General features: G+C 50.2%; 13 protein-coding genes and 1 pseudogene. 9 read left to right on the top strand and 5 right to left on the bottom strand.

Features of this window, described 5'->3' with window-relative positions; translation table 11 throughout:
- Positions 1-153 precede the first annotated feature (153 nt).
- The 8 genes from PRIO_RS17770 to PRIO_RS17740 all read left to right on the top strand — a co-directional run bounded on the left by PRIO_RS17770 (position 154) and on the right by PRIO_RS17740 (position 12,053).
- Positions 154-1,101 (top strand): IS110 family RNA-guided transposase, encoded by a 948-nt coding sequence (locus tag PRIO_RS17770; protein ID WP_046501296.1) that lies wholly within the window; start codon positions 154-156, stop codon positions 1,099-1,101.
- A gap of 62 nt (positions 1,102-1,163) precedes the next feature.
- Positions 1,164-1,379: a hypothetical protein gene (locus tag PRIO_RS36870; RefSeq protein WP_052741404.1), complete on the top strand. Its 216-nt coding sequence runs from the start codon at positions 1,164-1,166 to the stop codon at positions 1,377-1,379.
- Positions 1,380-1,818: 439 nt separating this feature from the next.
- Complete coding sequence (locus tag PRIO_RS17760; RefSeq protein WP_046503889.1) at positions 1,819-2,589, top strand: amino acid ABC transporter substrate-binding protein; 771 nt, start codon at positions 1,819-1,821, stop codon at positions 2,587-2,589.
- 241 nt (positions 2,590-2,830) lie between these two features.
- Complete coding sequence (locus PRIO_RS17755) at positions 2,831-3,490, top strand: amino acid ABC transporter permease (protein WP_046503887.1); 660 nt, start codon at positions 2,831-2,833, stop codon at positions 3,488-3,490.
- Positions 3,491-3,505: 15 nt separating this feature from the next.
- Positions 3,506-4,249 (top strand): amino acid ABC transporter ATP-binding protein, encoded by a 744-nt coding sequence (locus tag PRIO_RS17750; RefSeq protein ID WP_039791169.1) that lies wholly within the window; start codon positions 3,506-3,508, stop codon positions 4,247-4,249.
- A 193-nt stretch (positions 4,250-4,442) separates the two neighbouring features.
- Positions 4,443-4,571, top strand: a complete 129-nt coding sequence (locus PRIO_RS36865; RefSeq protein ID WP_020433949.1) for a DUF6254 family protein — start codon at positions 4,443-4,445, stop codon at positions 4,569-4,571.
- 343 nt (positions 4,572-4,914) lie between these two features.
- Positions 4,915-10,203, top strand: coding sequence for an S-layer homology domain-containing protein (locus PRIO_RS33975; RefSeq protein ID WP_167345638.1), 5,289 nt, complete (start codon positions 4,915-4,917; stop codon positions 10,201-10,203).
- Positions 10,204-10,802: 599 nt separating this feature from the next.
- Entirely contained in the window at positions 10,803-12,053 is a 1,251-nt protein-coding gene (locus PRIO_RS17740) for an MFS transporter (protein WP_020433946.1), read from the top strand.
- 145 nt (positions 12,054-12,198) lie between these two features.
- Here the strand turns inward: PRIO_RS17740 and PRIO_RS17735 are convergent, their stop codons facing one another.
- From PRIO_RS17735 to PRIO_RS17720, 4 genes are read right to left on the bottom strand one after another with little or no spacing between them, the layout of a single operon-like run.
- Positions 12,199-13,317, bottom strand: a complete 1,119-nt coding sequence (locus PRIO_RS17735; protein ID WP_020433945.1) for a GerAB/ArcD/ProY family transporter — start codon at positions 13,315-13,317, stop codon at positions 12,199-12,201.
- A gap of 16 nt (positions 13,318-13,333) precedes the next feature.
- Positions 13,334-13,588 carry a hypothetical protein gene (locus PRIO_RS17730; RefSeq protein WP_020433944.1) on the bottom strand — a complete coding sequence of 85 codons (255 nt, stop codon included), beginning with the start codon at positions 13,586-13,588 and terminating at the stop codon, positions 13,334-13,336.
- Positions 13,589-13,631: 43 nt separating this feature from the next.
- Positions 13,632-14,837: a Ger(x)C family spore germination protein gene (locus PRIO_RS17725; protein ID WP_046503884.1), complete on the bottom strand. Its 1,206-nt coding sequence runs from the start codon at positions 14,835-14,837 to the stop codon at positions 13,632-13,634.
- A 40-nt stretch (positions 14,838-14,877) separates the two neighbouring features.
- Positions 14,878-16,470 carry a spore germination protein gene (locus PRIO_RS17720; RefSeq protein WP_020433942.1) on the bottom strand — a complete coding sequence of 531 codons (1,593 nt, stop codon included), beginning with the start codon at positions 16,468-16,470 and terminating at the stop codon, positions 14,878-14,880.
- A gap of 227 nt (positions 16,471-16,697) precedes the next feature.
- Between PRIO_RS17720 and PRIO_RS35615 the strand changes: the two are divergent.
- Positions 16,698-16,983 (top strand): annotated as a pseudogene (locus tag PRIO_RS35615) (hypothetical protein); the annotation flags it as partial.
- 130 nt (positions 16,984-17,113) lie between these two features.
- Here PRIO_RS35615 and PRIO_RS17715 read toward each other — a convergent pair.
- Positions 17,114-19,171: a serine hydrolase domain-containing protein gene (locus PRIO_RS17715; RefSeq protein WP_046503881.1), complete on the bottom strand. Its 2,058-nt coding sequence runs from the start codon at positions 19,169-19,171 to the stop codon at positions 17,114-17,116.
- Positions 19,172-19,268 lie beyond the last annotated feature (97 nt).

Raw genomic sequence — 19,268 nt, 5'->3', positions numbered from 1 at the left:
AGAGGTCGATTCAATATTGGTGAAACATCCCGTAACCTAATCTGACCAACTGCAACGACGAGGATCGCCGAGTGTTGCCACGAGCACGTGTATAAAATTTCACCTCTTTAGGTTGCATGATCCACGCATACTTTTAGCTTGGAGGTAGGGAATATGGATGCCATTCGTGAACGCTGTGCCGGGTTGGATATTCATCAGGAGACGGTGGTGGTTTGTCTACTGAGTGGCCCCCTGGAGAAGAAACCCAAGTCCGTGATCGAGACGTTTGGAACCACGACCCGCGAGCTTTTGAGATTACAGGAGTGGCTGGAGCAGCAGGGATGTACCGAGATTGCCATGGAAAGTACAGGGGTCTTTTGGAAACCCGTGTGGAACATTCTAGAAAGCACCTGTACGATCACGCTGGCCAACCCGCAACGCATCCGCAATATGCCCGGGAAGAAGACCGACGTCAAGGATGCCGAGTGGATCGCCAAGCTCCACCGCTGCGGCTTGATTGAGGGAAGCTTTGTCCCGGACGAGCCCATCCGCGATTTGCGTGACCTTACCCGGTATCTGCGCAAGCTTAAGCAAAACGCGACGCAAGAAAAGAACCGGATTCACAAAATTCTACAAGATGCCAACATTAAACTGACCACGTATGTCTCCGATCTTTTTGGCGTTTCCGGTCGTGCGCTACTGGACTCGATTGTGAATGGCGAAGTGCTGGAGGTGCATGAGGTCCGCAAGCTGGTGCATACCCGGCTGAAGATGAAGGTGCCTTCACTGGTCGAAGCGATGAACGGCCGACTACGTCTGCATCACCGGAAGATGATCCGGCGTCATTGGGATCATTTGCAGTATCTGGAGAGTGAAATGCAGACGTTGGAAGCTGAAATTGAGGAACTGGTGCAACCATACAGGAAGGAAATTGAACTGCTGGATACCATTCCAGGCGTGAGCACGGATGCCGCGGCGAGCATCGTGGCGGAACTGGGTACCGACGTGTCTCCTTTTCCAAGTGAAGCTCATCTGGCCTCTTGGGTCGGGGTGTGTCCAGCCAACCATGAGAGCGCCGGTAAAAAAAAAGTAAAAAGAACCAACGCGGGAACCGAGGTCTGAAAGCCGTACTCGTCCAGTGCGCTTGGGCAGCGAGCAAGTCCAAGAATAATCGGCTTTCCGCTATGTACAGTCGGATCGTGAAACGGGCAGGAAAACAGAAAGCCATCGTCGCTTTAGCCCATGCGATGATCCGAATCATGTATGTGATGCTTCGGGATAAAGTCCCCTATACCGAGCTGGGGACGGAATATCTGAACACCCCAGAGCAGACCGCAAATTACCTGATTAAAAAACTTCAAAAGCTAGGCTACCAAGTGGAACTGACACCTATTACATGATACCCACTTTTTAAAAAAATGAAGTTCCGATATAGGGGATCTTTAAAGCAAAATTTACTTTCGAGCTGTGAAGCGACAAAGTTATTTTCGTATAAATTGGGCTACATTTTTGGTCCAATGGCGAAATGAGCTGAATTAGTGACCCTTTTTCCACTTCATCTGCCCGAGGGTAGGGTACTTCGGCAAATTAGTGTCCCTTATTCCACTTAAAGAGTTGCCGTAGGATTTATGGGGAGTCGTTCTCTAGGTAGCGCTAGAACCAAGACGCTGCGCTGTCCCGTGGAGGACGGCACAGCCGTTTTGTTCTTAATTGACACAGAAGTGTTTCTCTTCTCTATCGACGACGCTCACATCATATGTTATTATGATAAACTGATAACGTGTTAACGAACTAAAGTGATTGATGCATTTGTTGTTATTTACTAGGGGGAGTAGAGAGATGAAGCGAAAAGGGTTATTGGTTCTGTTGGTAGTTATGGCAATTGCAGCGATAGCAGGCTGCTCCGGTTCAAAGGGGGATGATGGCAAACTGGTGATCGGTATAGATGATAAGTTTGCTCCGATGGGCTTCAGGGATGACAACAATGAAATTGTCGGTTTTGACATTGATTATGCGAAAGCGGCGGCGGCAAAAATGGGCAAAGAAGTTACCTTCCAGCCGATTGACTGGTCGGCCAAGGAATCGGAGCTGAACAGCGGACGCATTGATATGATATGGAACGGGTACACCATCACGGACGAGCGCAAGGAAAAGGTGCTGTTTACCAAGCCTTATCTGGAGAACAGCCAGGTTGTCGTCGTGCTGGCGGATTCGGCACTGGTGAAGCTGGATGATCTGGCCGGAAAAGAAGTCGGACTGCAGAGCCTGTCGTCCGCTGCCGATGCCCTGGATGCCAGTCCGCTCAAAGCAAAGATTGCCAATGTATCCGAATTTCCGGACAATGTGCTTGCCTTGACGGATCTGAAGTCCAAACGGCTGGATGGAGTGGTCATTGACGAAGTGGTGGCAAGATATTATATGTCCAAGGAGAAGGGCACTTATAAGCTGCTGGATGAGTCGCTGGCTCCTGAGCAATACGGCATCGGCATTAAGAAAGGCAATGAAGCGCTGCTGGCAGAGCTGCAAAAGGCTCTGGATGAATTAAGCAGTGATGGAACGGCTGCTGAAATTTCAACAAAGTGGTTTGGAGAGAATAAAGTACTGAACTAGATAGATTGAACTTGAGAATATACAAATAGGGATAAGTGGCGAAAGAGAAGTTTGGAACTGTAGGAGCGAATGCGTCCGCCTTTGTCTGCGGATTTCCACCGCGAACAGCGGTACAAATCAAGAAATCTGCAGACAACAGTGGCCGGAAGTCCAAACATTCTCTGTAGTAACTACCCATCCCGAAATAGAAAAATCACAAGTTCAATTTATAGATAGTTACCTTTAGGAGTCGGTTGAAGAAATGAATATAGATTATATTATAAAAATTGCCGGGCCGATGCTGGAAGGCGCGCGGACAACCGTCCTGCTGTTCCTGATTGTCATCGTGCTGTCCATTCCGCTCGGGATGCTGGTCACGCTGATGGCCAAAAGCTCCATTAAGCCGCTGGCGTGGATTGCACACACGTATATTTACGTCATGCGCGGAACTCCGCTTCTGCTGCAGCTGCTGTTCTTCTGCTTCGGCCTGCCGCAGATTCCGGTCATTGGACAGTACCTTGTTTTGGACCGCTTCGTCGCGGCCAGCCTTGGTTTTATTCTTAATTATGGGGCATATTTTGCCGAGATTTTCCGCGGCGGGCTGCTGTCGATTGACAAAGGGCAACACGAGGCCGCCCAGGTGCTCGGGCTCAGCAAATGGCAAACCCTGCGCAAGGTCATTCTTGCCCAAATGTTCCGGGTTGCTCTGCCTGCGGTAGCCAATGAGTCCATCACCCTGGTCAAGGACACCGCTTTGCTCTACGCTGTAGCCGTACCGGAGCTGCTGAATTACGCGAAGACGGCGGTGAACCGTGATTTTACGGTAACCCCATTTGTAGTAGCCGGTGTTATTTATTTGCTGATGACATTGATACTAACGCTGTTCTTCAAGGCACTGGAGAAACGTTTCAAATTTGAGTAGAAGGGCTGTCCAACTATGAGTAGTATGATTGAAGTTAGGCAATTGCAGAAATCTTTTGGCAGCCTTGATGTGCTGAAAAAGATTACCTTTGCTGTGAACCCGGGAGAAGTCGTGGCGGTGATCGGGCCTTCCGGTTCAGGAAAAAGCACAATGCTGCGCAGTCTTGTTCATCTGGAGGAAGTTACCGGAGGAAGCATCTATATCCACGGCAAGCCGCTTATAGAGAACGGCAAATATGCCGGTAATACAGACATAAGAGAGATTACCGCGACCATGGGCATGGTGTTTCAGCACTTTAATCTGTTCCCTCACCTCAGCGTACGGGGAAATCTGGAGCTTGCTCCCAGAACACTGAAGCGGGGGAACCCTCAGGAGATTGCCGCCAAAAGCAAGGAGCTGCTCTCCAAGGTGGGCCTCGCCGATAAGGCGGATGTATATCCATCCATGCTGTCGGGCGGGCAGAAGCAGCGGGTAGCTATCGCCAGAGCGCTGATGTTGAACCCGGACATCCTGCTGTTTGACGAGCCGACGTCGGCGCTTGATCCCGAGCTGACCGGCGAGGTGCTGCGTGTCATTCGCCAGCTTGCGGAAGAGAACATGACGATGATTATCGTCACGCATGAGATGAGTTTTGCCCGCGATGTGGCGGATCGTGTATTCTTCATGGACAACGGGGAAATTGCCGAATCGGGACCACCGGAGCAGATTTTTGGCAGCCCAAGGCTGGAGCGGACCCGGACGTTTTTGAATCGAGACTAATAAGTGATTTAGGAAAGGGTCTGCCCCAAAGCCATGAAGTGGCTGCTTGGGACAGACCCTTTTAATGTTCAGTGGTAAATGAAGTCCGTGGAGTATGAAATATGAAAGCAAACTTATACGTATGAATCAACGCAATATTCAGCATCCTATTTACTGTAGTATACATGATGCATTTCCAGAGGAGGCTACCGAGATGAGCCAGCCGAAGCAAAGAAAAGAAGCTGAGTGGAAGTCCCGCAAGCAGGATCAGCAGCCCCATGGTAAAATCAAGTCGCTGAAAGAGCTTTCCAGCGAGTATGGTGCGGAACATACTACGTCGTAACCAGTCTCAAGGAGGTAGGCTGCCGTCCCCATTCGGCAGCCTATATTGGCTTTATTCCAGCCGCATGTATGCGGCTTTTTTTGCTTTGAGCACATAGTATTAGTTCACGAGTCTTCAATGGGAGGAGGTCAAGGCTCTGTTTGATTCAAATTACATTTCGTTCCAGATCACGTACCCTTTACCGCAGCAAAATTAGATTTGTTCATGCAGGACACAAGATTTGATGATTATTGCGGAAGGCTGCTTTTGTTAAGATTCAAGGTGAATCCAGGGGATGACGGTTTGCCGCAACATTTATGGAAAGCGCTTTATTTCCTGGCAAACAGCAATAGGGGGGAATCATTTGAAAATAATACGGAGAAGGCAGAAACTTAGCAAGCTGCTCGTTTGGGCAATGGTGATTACTTTGGTGTGGGGCCCGGGAACGGGCCGGGCTGCCGAACTACCGGGAGACGCGGGAGCAGCGATAGCAGCAGAGCCGTATGCGTGGAGTAATGTTCCCATTGGCGGGGGAGGCTATGTGACTGGGCTGCTGGTGCATCCCGCCGAGAAGAATCTGGCCTACATACGGACTGATGTAGGCGGCATTTACCGCTGGGAGGAAGCCGGCAAGCGCTGGAAGCAACTTGTGGGCTTTGCCGACCGCAGCGAAGTGAATTTGTACGGCGGGGAAAGCATAGCTATTGACCCGTCCAACCCCGATATTGTATATGCCGCGCTCGGCAAATACGATTACTGGAAGCCTAGTGACATCTACAAATCAATTGACCGTGGGGAAACGTGGACCCGCACCAACCTGAAGGCGGATGGAGCAGATGTGCCGATGTTCGCCAACGGGCCGGCCCGTACGGCTGAACGGCTTGCCGTAGACCCCAATGACGGCAATATGGTGTATTTCGGCTCCCGGACCAAGGGGCTGTTCCGCAGCAGCCGCGCGGCAGAGAGCGGCTCGTGGGTCAAGGTAAGCTCATTCCCGTCCTTCGCCGACACAAGCAAAAGCGGGATTACCTTCATCGCTTTTGATCAAGCCAGCGGAAGCAAAGGATCTCCAAGCAAGACCCTTTATGCAGGCGCTTATAATTCAGGGGTGTACGTAAGCAAGGACGCCGGGGCTACCTGGTCACTGCTGAAAGGCAGTCCAGCCAAGCCGCTCCGGGCTGCACTTGATCGCGGCGGGCGGCTGTACATTACCCATGACGGCGGTTTGGCCAGACTGACCGGAAACGCCTGGGAGGATATTACACCTGCGGCCGACAAAGGCAAGGCCTTTGGTCCGGTGACGATCGATCCGGCCAATCCAAACGTTATCATGACTTCACGCAAACTGGATGACCACAAAAATCCGATTTACCGTTCGGAGGACGGCGGAGCCACCTGGAAAACTTTTTCTCTGGATCAGGGGAACATTAAGCGGGAGATTACGACACCCTGGATTCCGGACTGGCACTGGTCTTCAGCTACCTCATCGCTGGTCATTGACCCGTTTAATCCCCAGCGTGTCTGGATGGGCGACTGGTATTATGTGTGGCGGACAGACAATATCGGAGCAGCGTCTTCCGTCTGGACTAATTATGCTTCAGGACTGGAAACGACAGTAAACGTAGGTAATCTGGTCAGTCCGCCCGGCGGAAAAGCACTTCTCCACAGCGGTATTGCCGATAACGGAGGTTTTGACCATTTTTCGTTGACGGAGTTTCCGGTGTCTACTTATTTTACCGGAAGCGGGGACATCCGTTTGCTGACCACTACAGGTATTGATGTGCAGGAGACGCAGCCGGATTTTACGGTCAGAGTGGGCACATATGGCTGGAACGGCGACTCATTGCCTGATCCCGGGAACGGGGGATATTCACTGGACGGCGGGATAACTTACAAAGCGTTCCCGTCCTTGCCCTTCAAAGGCGTCCAAGGCGGCAAAGTGGCTGTGTCAGCAACCGACGGGAACAGCATGGTGTGGATTCCGCAAAAAAGCGCCGCTTATTATTCGCGGGACCGCGGCGCAAATTGGGTAAAAAGCAGCGGCCTGCCCACGGAGCTGCAAGCCGGAAGTGATGTCTTCGGCAACTATTACCAGCCATTATCCTCAGATAAGGTCAATGGCCAGTATTTTTACGCTTACGACAAATCTGGCAAGTTTTACCGCAGCACCAATGGGGGAGCCTCCTGGACACAGGTATCTTCGCTGCCCGGACAGTCTGTCGCCTGGCATACCGTGCAAGCCGCTCCCGGTGCCATGGGTGAGGTATGGGTCGGCCTGGGGGATCAAGGGCTGTACCGCTCCGGCGATGCCGGCGCTTCCTTCAGCAAAATCGCCAACGTAGAACGGGCGTTCCTGTTCAGCTTTGGCAAAAATGCTCCCGGCCGTCTTAACCCTGCCGTCTTCGTATACGGCAAAGTAGCGGGATATGCCGAAGAGGCGATTTTCCGCTCGGACGATATGGGTGTAACCTGGATAAAGATAAGCGATGACGATTTTTTTCCCGGCAATGATCCAAACGCGATGACAGGGGACCGGCAAGTGCACGGTAGAGTGTACATTGGCACCAACGGCACAGGGCTTTTGTACGGCGCCAAATCGGCAGAGACAGAAGCACCCGTATACGAGAACGACAAAGAAGCGCCTTCCACACCGGCAGGTTTAGAAGTTGCGATTGAACGCCGCACCAGTGTGGATCTGCGCTGGAACCAGGCCACGGATGCCGGATCGGGCATCAAAGGATACCGGGTGTCGTATGCAGATGGTACCTTCATCGCTGATACGTTTGGCACTTCCTACAGCATTTCGGGTTTAACACCGGAGACGGAGTACGCCTTTCAAGTGCAGGCGCTGGATTATGCCGGTAATGTTTCCGCTGCCAGTGCCCACGTCCGGGCGGTGACCAAAGGAGAGGACCGGGAGGCTCCGGCCCTTCCGCAGGGCCTCCGGGTGACAGATACCTCCGCATCCCGTATTATGCTGGAATGGCAAGCCAATACCGAACCCGATCTGATGGGATATAATCTGTACCGCGGCACTGCGGCCGATTTCACCCCTGATGCCTCCAATAAAATCGCCTCGCTGCTTACCTCCAATTCCTATGCGGACCGGTCAGGCATCGAGGAGAAACGCACTTATTATTACAAACTTGAGGCTGTGGACAGCTCGGGAAATTCCTCGGGCAGCACGGCGCCAGTCCAGGCAGTTACCCCTGCGGACGAGCGGCTGGATATTATCGTGGACAACCGGGACAGCGGGTTTGCTTCGGATGGACAGTGGACCAGCAGCAGCTGGTCGGCGTCACGGTTTGGCACAGATTATTTGCACGACGGCAATGTGGCCGGCAAATGGGCGAAGTGGACACCGTATGTCACGGTACCCGGGCAATACAACGTTTATATGCTGTGGAACGCCAGCCCGAACCGGGGCTATAATCTTCCGCTGGAGATTACCCATGAGGGAGGAAAAGATACAGCCCCCAGAATCCACCAGACTAACAATGACAACATGTGGGTGTATATCGGTACCTATACGCTCGCCGCAGGCACTGGCAACTCTGTCAAATTGACAACTAACGGGACAAATACGACGGTTGCCGATGCTGTGAAATTTTCGCTGGCCGCAACCGATCCTTACGGAGCTACACATGCGAATACTGCCAAGACCGTATCGGATACACCGCCTCCGGTGCTGCAACTGGATCAGTCCGGCGGGAACTCAACGGGGCCGGAATATGAGATAACAGGGCGAACGGGTGAAGGCGTCATCCTAAAGGTAAAGCATAACGGAAAAGACCTGGAGACCCCGTACAGTGTTCATTATTTGAACGTTTTCCGGCTCACCGTTCCGCTCGCGGAAGGCATGAACCGGATTGAACTGACGGCGGAAGACCGTTTCGGCCGTCAGGTGCAGACCTCGGTTACGGTGCGGCTGGTTCCGCAGATGGAAGATGCAAGTGTCACAATGGACACCTATCAGCTGCCGCCTGTGCTGTATCCCGGCGATTCTTTCCAGGTGACCGCTGCGGTACATCCAGCGGAAGCCGCGGCAGGTCCGGTCCGCTTCATTGTCAGTGATCCTAAGGTTGCCACTGTGTCGGAAGCGGTATATCACCCGGAGAATGGATCATCCAGCGTGTGGCTGACCGCAGTGAACCCGGGGACTGCCGAACTGCAAGCGCACAGTGAAGCAGCTAAGGAGGCTGCCGTGTACGGCTTCAAAGTGGAGGAGCGGGAGGAAGTGCCGGAATCTCCGGGCACAGATGCGGGGTCGCCTGAGGAAGAAAAGCCGGGGGAGGATCCGAAAACGGGCGGAATGCCGTTCACCTGGCGCGATGCAATAGCCGCCTCGGCCTCAGGTGTTAAAGTGGAGCCGGGCCGATTGAAGGCGATACCTGAGGTTAATGCAGAAGGAGAAGCGGTAATCCGTTTCACCGAAGGGGAGATTGCTGCTGCGCTCAGCCCAATGTCTGGCCGCATTCTTACTTTAGAGGCCGTGCTGCCGCCGGAACCAGCTTCAATCCGCCTGGAAATTCCGCTGCGGACACTGCAGACTGCGCTACATGAAAAGTCGGGCGACTTGGACGTCTTACGTCTTGCGGCAGGAGAAGCCGACATTTTGCTTAGGGCAGATACACTTCGAGAATTTGGAAACGCATCCATGCTGGAGCTGTTTTTTGGCAAGGCGTCACAAGTGAAGCAGTCCGGGATTGGAGATGCTGCTGCCGGATGGGCGTATAGCCCGGCGTATCAGCTTCTGCTGAAGCTGGATGGCCAACCAGTAAGCACGGTGAAGAACGGTGTACTGCTGGAACTTGGGTATGCACTGAAGCCGGATCAACAGCCCGGCAAAGTGGTGGCCTATACTCTCCTGGATGACGGAACCCCTCAGATTGTCCGGTACGGGCGGTATGATCCCTCTTTTGACAAGCTTACTTTTCAATTGCAAACTCTTCAGCCCTTCGGTGCGGCGTACCATGAACTTAGCTTTAGCGACATTGGTACGGTGCCATGGGCAAAAGAAAGTATTGAAGAGCTGGCGGCAAAAGGTATGCTGCGCGGGCCGGGAAACGGACGTTTTGCCCCAGAGGCGGAAATTACCAGGGCGGAATTTGCAATGTTGCTGATGAATATCTTTGACCTCGCCGACGCCATTCCTGGCGGACAGTTGGCACTGGCTGGCAGGGAAGCAGCAGGTGAGAGGGGGAGCGGGAAACAGACCGCTGAAAAGCTTGGCCATCGCAAGCTGACCGATATGGACAACAGTGCCTGGTATTATCAGGCGGTGACGGCTGCGCAATTGCTGGGCATTGCCGAAGGCCGGACAGACGGTTCGTTTGGGGTCAACGATCCAATCAGCAGGCAGGAATTGGCCGTGATGGTGTACCGCTTAATCCCGGTAGCCGGGCTGAACGGTATGTACATGCAGAAGGCGCCGGAGGAAGTCTTCAGTGATGAAAGCTCAATTGCGGGTTATGCAAGGGAGAGCGTGATAAGCTTGCAGCGAGCCGGGCTTCTGCAAGGCACGGCTCAAGGCATGTTCAAGCCCCGTTCCGGTACGACCCGAGCCGAGGCGGCAGTGCTGCTGCACCGGTTGTATAAGCTGGATTCAACGAGAACAGCCGGTGAACGGCAACCGACGATTTCAATATACTGAAGTTATATCGGCAAAAGTGTACAAGGTCAATAAAGGATAGACCGGCCGGTCAGACCGAAGCTGCCCCTGATCGAAACGATTTGAAGCTCAGAGTGGGCTAGCCGGCATTCAATTGCACTTTATACAATTGATGATCCCTAAATCAGCGGGAAAATCGAATCTGTTGCACTCTGTACAGCAGATTCGGGCAGAAAAGGCGCTTTTGGCTCAAAATCAAGAAATCTGCTGCACGAGATACAGCAGAATGCGATTCGCCGCTGAACTCACAGCTTTCTATTGTACAAAGTGCAATCACTCAGAAAGTGTAATCCTTCAAAAATACTCGGCGGCTCTCCGGCCTCATGGTAATCGGACATACACGCTGAAGATTTCAAATCCCGCCAGAAATTTACTGGCGGGATGTTTGGATTTGAATGAAGCCAGTCTGCTAGATATATTAGTTTTTACTCAACATAGCAAAAAATAAGAAATATCAGGTATTTAAATATAATATAATTGACAAAAATGACTTAGATCAAACGAAAAGGTGAGACTATGAAGGGAGAGTCATACCGTTAATCAAAATGGCATCTTTGCAGACAATGGGAGGTTGAATAAAATTGAATAGGCAAGAAAAAAGCACCACTGCACCAAGCCTGCTCCGCAATCGGTTCCTGCAGACAATTCTATTATCAAGCGTGCTGCTGCAGATCGGCATTTGGGTCCGTAATTTTGCTATTCTCCTGTATGTTGCAGATAGAACAAACAATGATCCCTACGCCATCTCGCTAATCAGCGTAGCAGAATTCGCACCGATTTTTGTTTTTTCGTTCATCGGAGGAACATTTGCCGACCGCTGGAGGCCGAAGCGGACGATGATCTGGTGCGATTTATTATCTGCGGTATCGGTATTCGCAGTGCTTCTGACTGTACATTACGGTTCTTGGCATTCCGTCTACCTTGTCGCCTTCATCTCGGCGATTCTCTCGCAATTCTCCCAGCCCTCAAGCATGCGATTGTTTAAATATCATGTGGCGGAAGAACAGCTGCAGCAAGGGATGGCTCTATTCCAATCGCTCATGGCCATCTTTATGGTGCTTGGCCCTATGCTCGGCACCTTCGTTTACAGCACGTTTGGCCTTGAAACCTCGATTGCCATAATGGGCGTAGTCTTTCTGCTGTCAGCACTCGTTCTGATTCGCCTCCCAGAGGATAATTTGAAACCCAAAACGGACGCTGCAAAGGGGCAGTTCCGCAAAGAGTTCATTGAAGGCTTCCGCTATGTCTGGAATAGCAAAGTGCTGCGTATGCTCGGACTCGCCTTTATCCTCGCGGGACTCGCTGTTGGGGTAGCCCAAGCTCTCAACCTGTTCATCGTCACGGAGCGTCTGGGCAAAAGCAAGGAGTTCCTGCAATATCTGCTGATGGTGAACGGCGCTGCCATGCTTATTGGTGGCGGAGTCGTAGCCGTCTTCGCAAAACGGGTTCCGCCGCAGCTTCTTCTGGCGATTGGTATGCTGGCTGGCGCGGTCTGCACAATTATTGTCGGGTATTCGACAAGTGTTCCGGTCACGCTGACCGTTCAATTTCTGAATGGGCTTGTGTTCCCTTGCATTCATATCGGGATCAGTACAATGATTCTGAAATGGTCACACAGCTCCATTGTCGGCCGGGTGAATGGGGTTCTGAATCCGATGTTCGTTGGCATGATGGTCATTTCCATGTCTTTCGCCGGCGCGCTGAAGGATGCCTTTTCGCTGGGTACGATCTATAGCGGGGCAGGACTATTATTTTTCCTTGGCGCACTGGTCATGGTGCCGATCATGAACCAAAAAGCGCCGGATCACGCACATGCGGTACAAGAGACATAATATTGAGATCTCTATAAGGTAATAATGAAGAAGAACCGGCCATCAAAAAGTGGTCGGTTCTTCTTCATTCCCTGGTGGTTAACCTCCAGATTAATACCGGCAAGAATCGGGATGGTTGTTACAGCTGCCGAATAATAGATGTTATTTATCTTTTGGATTCTGTTCTTTTCTTTGACCATAGTTTTCGTACCATATGAATACAGAGCAGCAGTAAAGGCAAAAGAAGCCCTATAGATAACGTATAAGATAACCATACTGTCCCATCCCACGTTTGTTGGTAAGGAACATTCGGATATATGACGACCGACATGACAACCAAGATCATTCCGAGAGGTAAAATTAGAGGCCGATAATCTTTCAAATTAAAAATTTGAGCTATGGCCAACACAATTACGTATATATATATAGTGGCCCTAAAATAGAGCGATATAAACCACATGACGGCCATGATGGCTTCAATACGCTGCAGAAAATTGCCGATGCTGATTTTTTGGGCTAACGAATAGCTTGGAAATATACTTCTTGCCGTTAAATCAGGTCCTAAAACCAAAATCGACAATGCAACAATCAGGACCATCATCAGCCCGCCAAACATGCTTCCGTTGAAAAAAGCTTTACGGGCGTTATCGATACGATTCACAGTTGGAAAAATCATTAACAAAATGATATGGGGTAGAAACAAAACACTAATAAAGGATAGCGCAGCAGGCCAGATCGGTCCTATTCCTGTCTCCAACACGGGCTGGACATTTTCAAGTTTGATCTCAGGCGCAATTAAAACAACCAAAGAAATATAAAGAAGAATAAATAAGGGGAACAATAGTTCGGCAGAACGGGCGAACGTTTCAATTCCAAGCCGTGCCCCCATGACTATAATGACCGCAAAAAGAATATTCACGGATTGAGCCGGCGTTTCCGGCATGATTTGGGTGGTTAGAAAATTTCCTACATCATACAAGACTGCGGCAGGCCCACTCAAGAAAAGAGTAACGATAAACAGAAGAGAAATGGTTTTGCCTAACCATTTTCCGAGAAGGGTTTCAATGATCTCAACCAATGTCATCCGTGGATAAAGGGTCGCTATCGTGTTGTAAATCCATACGAGGAGAAAACCAGCTCCTACGCCAACGAGCGCGGCGATCCATGCATCCTGTTTGGCCAGGAAGGCCATACCTGAGGGAATGATCAGGATTGCGCTGCCGATCGTAAATAAAGTCGTTAAGACCATAAATTGACGTCCGGAGATTTTAACTTGCTTAGACACTACTTTCACCTCGTCTTTATTTTATTAGGCCGATACGGGTTAGAAACTCGGTGAATGGTTTATACACGGCTGTAATCCAATCTAAAGGGGTGGGAATAGTCCATTGCAATGCCTTGGCGCTGCTGATCCCCACCCCAAGGAGGAGCAGGATGGAAAACACCCATAGCTCCTTTTTTAACCTCTTTCTCAACATGTAGGGGACTTCGAGAATCATGATCACAGCAGCGGACAGCATTATTCCCAGTATGCCCGCCATACGGGTTAGCATCATTAATCACCTCCTTTCGCATGGTAAAATGATACGATGTGGCAGCCTACTTCTTAATTTCATTCAGGAATGAGCTTCCATTCGTACCCAAGCGTCGAATCTTGAAATCGACTTTGATGTTCACCTGCAGTTCTGGAAAGTACTCATCATCCCAATTTTGTTTCAGTGACTTCCAAGCCTTCGGGTTACTGCGGTGAATGGCTTCACCGAATCCGAAAATGTCAGCTTTGTACGATTTTTGAGCCTTTCTGATCGCCGACTCCATAACTCCTGCTATCTTTTCTTCGCCTCTCTTCTGAAGGTCATAAATCGTGCTCACCTTAGTCAGATCCAGATCGCTACACTCGACTTCCCCCACGTTGGCCTCAATCTGGAGGTTAATATTGATCCGGGGCTCCCCCCTATAAACGTTCCCTTTCATAGAGGTATGGTTCCGGATCATCTCCATGGCAACTTTGCCACCTTTGGGACAGTCTACAAATCCCACAGAGCTTTGCACTTTATCGAGGATGAAGTTGTAACCCTTACTTTCAATTTCATTTAACCAGCCGATCAATCTGTCTTTTTTGAATACAGCAATCCCAGAAAATTGTAGGCGAGTAGGGGGGGAGATCTTTTCGACATTCTTTTTTGTATCTCCAGAGTTTTGATCTCCAACGATCTGAAGTCCAGTCAAGATGGGCTGCTTTCCTTCACTTATGAGATCGGCCATTAATTGGTCTAAGGTTACCGTTGTACTGGGGGACCAGTTTTTTTTCGACGATTCCAGGGATGAGAATAGCTGGTCTGCTGGAATAGGATCCAAAGGCGTCATGATTTTGAGCGTATCCTCCGCACTTGCGCCTTTCGTAATTACAAGGTAAAAATCGGAGCGAAATTCATGGTCCCTGGACAGGAAGTCTAGGGGCTTTGCTATTCCTTCCATAGCCATCGACTCGCTGATCACGCATATGCGAAGGTGGGGAAAATAGATTTTTCTAGGGCTTAGTGTTGTTATTTTTCGGACCGCTTCAAATACGGTATCGGCTTCCGATGTATACAACGTGGCGGGGGCCCGCCCGCCTGTCCCTTTCTTGGTAGATACTTCTCCAGGATCTACGACTTGGACAGAAACCCGGAATTGATCTCCTTGTTTATCGATTCCCATACCAACAGCAATTGCAAGCTCATTCAACTCTTTGCGGTTCCAACAGCCAGTCAGAAGCGAGACCAGTGTAAGAATTAGAAGCAGAAAGGAAGCCTTCCGTTTCATGCTTGTCCACTCCTTTCCAACCGTACCTGCCTCCTCTGGTTTATTCCCGTGATTTTCGGGAAGCGAAGTTTCGGCGATTCACGTTCTTCTGATTAAGTAACCGGGGACGGGAGACCATCATCCAGTGCGGGAGCCGTATTAACGTATCCTTGCTGTCCGCCGGGATTAGGGGCGCAAGCGGACTCATATACGGAACGCCAAACGAACGAAGGCTGCACAGATGCAGGATGAGGGCAATGCCTCCGACGATAATCCCGAACAATCCGAATGAAGCGGCAAGCCCCATTAAGGGGAATCGCAGCATCCGAAAAGCGATGGACATATTATAGGCAGGAAGGACGAAGCTGGAGATCGCGGTAATAGATACGACAATCACCATCACCGCCGATATGATGCCCGCCTCGACAGCAGCTTGCCCGATGACAAGCGTACCCACGATGGAGACGGCTGCCCCGATATACTTCGGCATGCGGACGCCGGCTTCCCTCAATATTTCAAAGGTCAATTCCATCATGAGCGCTTCGATAAAGGCGGGGAAGGGAACGGCTTCCCGCTGTGCCGCCAGACCGATCAGCAGTGAGGTTGGCAGCATTTCCTGATGAAACGTAGTTATGGCAATATATAAGGATGGACTAAAAAGAGAAATAAAGACCCCAATGTAACGAAGAAGTCGAATGAAGCTGCTAATGTCCGCACGCTGATAATAATCCTCCGCCGCATGCAGGAAGGAAACAAACAGCGCAGGTACGATAAGCACATAGGGGGTCCCATCCACCAATATGGCAATCTTCCCTTCCAAGAGATTGGCGGCGATGACGTCCGGGCGTTCGGAGTTGTACACTGTCGGAAAAGGGGTAAATGTTTCGTCCTGAATTAACTCCTCGATATACCCGGTTTCGAGAATGCTATCTACATCAATGCGATTCAGCCGCTCATGCACTTCTTCGACCAATTTGTCGTTCACGATTCCCTTAATGTACATGACAGCGACATCGGTCTTGGTCACGCGGCCGATTTGTTTTGTTTCCAGCCACAAATTTGGATCTTTAATCTTACGCCGGATCAAGGCCGTATTCGTGCGCAGCGTTTCAGAAAATCCTTCTCGCGGCCCGCGGACGACATTTTCCGAGGCAGGCTCGGTGACCCCGCGATCTTTCCATCCTCCTGCGCTGGCCACGATTCCCTGCGTCTCACCGTCAACCAAAAGGATTGCATTTCCGGACAACAGAGCGTTATATAAGGTTTCAAAGTCGGTAACATCCCGGATGTCACCGATGGTCAGAGCGTAATCTTTCAAAATCTGCAAGACATTGGAGGAAATTTGAATCCTGCGGTTCACGTCCTCGGACAGGCTGCTATCGAGCATCATCGACTTCATCATGAAGTCGGAGACTATATTTTTATCCACCAAACCGTCGATATAGAGGATCGCGATAATTTGGCTCCTGTCCTTGCCAATGTGAACTTCTCTGATGATAATGTCGGTGCTGTTACCGACAGTTTGTCTGATCTGCTGAAGGTTTTGTCCAAGACTTGCACTGATCGGTTCCTCTGAATGTGCAGGTTGACTCTCGCTGTGCTGGACCTGGGGCTTTTTAACTTTGTTAAGGGGGTTGCTTTTACGAAAACGCATGAACGTTCTCCCTCTCCTTAAGGATTCTTTTAATCCAGTATGGGCGCAGAGGGCTCCTAATAAACTAATTGTTGGAATTTCATTTTAGAAGGCGGGTATAAATAGTTGGGTGATGGCGATTATCATATAAAACCATTTATTTTTGCTGCTGTGGATGATACACCCCTTCAATATGTTTTCCTATATAGCAGTCCTCAGCAAGGGACTTATGGAAATTGAAGAGATTTTTTCTGCTATCCGCACTCATCCTTATTCGCCCCTGAGGATAATTTGAAACCTCAAACGGCCGCAACAAAAGGGCAGTTCCGAAAAGACTTCGTTGAAGGTTACCGCTCGGTCTGCACAGCCATTGTCGGGTATTCGACGAGCGTTCCCGTCACGCTGACCGTTCAATTTCTAAATGGGCTTGTTTTCCCTTACATTCATATCGGGATCAGCACCATGATTCTGAAATGGTCGCATACTTCCATTGTCGGCCGGGTAAATGGGGTTCTGAACCCGATGTTCGTCGGCACATACTGCACAAGAGACATAATATTGAGATCTCCATAAAAATTCCAGACATGGAAGAGGGAAGGATTCATGGGGATTAACGCATAAATAGACCGCTCCCCAAGGGCGGTCTATTTATTGTTTCGAACCTCTATTTCTTCATATTAATCTGAAAAACATCCCCTGCCTCTCCGCCGAAAACAATCATTCCGCCTTCCGGGAGGACAACGGATTTGTCTTTATTCACGATAGAGGAGTACACAGGCATTCCTTTGCCATCGTAAACGATAACCCCTCCACTTGATGGAACTTCAACGCGCATGGTTTTGGCAGCCGATTTGGCATCGATCTTGAACCATACGGCGTGACCGTTATCCTCAATCGTACAGATCGATGTACCTCCGCCGTAGATCGGATTCACGGCATCTTCACTAAGGTATGCCTGCCCATCGATTGTCAAATACTCTTTGTTGTCCTCGGTATGGAAGCTCAAATCGAAGGCATCCCTTCCGCTCATCACCGGAATTTCGGCGGCATTTACGGCTGTATGCTCATCAACAATTCTGGTGCCTGACGCATAGCCGTTTGCACTATCCACAGTGATATTCCGGATTAAAATGACAGGGGAGAGATAGAACAGCGAGTTGATCTTTTCATCCAATCCATAGTAATTTTTATGGTTCCTTTGCTCCCACGCTGCTTTTGTTGCCGGCTGTAAGGGATTGGCATCCAGTTTCTGATATTCATAGGTGACCATAACCGCTTGCCCGATTCCGGGAAAATCCACATATGCTTTCAGCTTAAAATAGATCTTTCCGTTTGATTGTTTGTCAAAGCTTATCGCCGCTTTACCATCGTTGCCTTTGAATTGCCCATTGCCCGTATACACATAGGTTTGTGGAGGGATAATTCCCCCTTCCAGTGCGGGCAGCTTCATCTCACCGTTCTTCATCTCCACATTTAGTGTTGTGCCGACGGCGCCGTATAATCCGGAATACGCGAGCTGCTCCGCCGGCATGTTGACCTTTACGGAAGGTTCAAAGGTGCGGTCCGGTACAATCTCTTTGATCTTGCCTTTGTCCTGCAAATATTCCAATAGAACTTTAGATGCAAAAACAGTATTATACAGCGAGCTCCCGCCTGATGACAGGACAGCGACCGAAATATTATGTTCAGGCAATGTAGTCAAAGCCGCATGATACATAACGGTATCCCCGCCTTTGGATAATGCCTTGATGCCGTAATCATCAAACGGGGCCAAGCTGACGGCATCCCAGCCAAGACCATAGTTAAAGCTGTTTGTCTCCTCTGGCACCCAAATGCCTTTTCTGTATTCAGGGCTTTGCATTGCGGCAGCTGATTTCTCTGATAAAATATCGGTTCGGTTTCCGATCAGTACATCTCCGAAAGCGGCCAGCTCTTCAGCAGTGGAGTAAAGCCCGCCTGTACCAATAATGTTGGCATTCTCAACGGGCAAGGCCAGTTCCGTTACAGGGGAATAGGTTTTTGCCAGCTTTTCTCTGTCAAAAGCACTAAGCGGCGTTTTGGTGGAGGTTAATTTCAGAGGCTGGTTAACCTTCTGATCCAGAAATTCGGTATAGCTTAAGCCGCTTACCCGTTCAACCAGGATTTCCAGCAGTTGAAATCCATCGTTGCAATACACCGAATATTCGCCCGGCTTGGACTTTAAGTGCTCTGATTGCAGCCTCATCAATAATTCATCACGGTTCCGGGTGTCGTTGTCATCGAACAGCATGCTGTTGGCATAATGACTGCCGTACAGTCCTGAGGAATGATTCATGAGCATACGCGGCGTAATTTCCTTATATCTTTCATCCGCCATGCTGAAATCCTTAATATAGGTGACAAGCGGCTGATCGATATCAATCTTGCCGGCATCAGCCAGCATCATCGCGGCAGCCGTTACATACATTTTGCTGACCGAGCCGATGCCGAACATCGTGTCTTTCGTAATGGGAGCGTTGGCCGCTTTATCGCGGACACCCGTGCTGTCGGATAATACAATCTTCCCTTTATCCATAATGGCGTACTGCAAGCCGGTTACCCCATAGTCGGACACGATCGTCGAAGCCAGCTTGTGGGCTTTCTCCTGTACGGTATCGTTATGGGGCTGTGCCGAGGCCTGATTCCCGGATATGGGGATGGCTATGAGCATGGCACTCATCACAACAGCAATGATTTTTTTCATTCTAACTTCCTCCTTTGCATCCTTTAGCGTATTTAACTGGCTGGTATTCAGCATACAAGAGAGGAGGCGGGTAATATGCAGAAACACCCCGAAACGC

It is taken from the genome of Paenibacillus riograndensis SBR5 (assembly GCF_000981585.1).
GTDB classification, from domain to species: domain Bacteria; phylum Bacillota; class Bacilli; order Paenibacillales; family Paenibacillaceae; genus Paenibacillus_AQ; species Paenibacillus_AQ riograndensis.
Note: the sequence above shows the minus strand (reverse complement) of the source record. Positions and strands in the feature narration are given on the sequence as shown.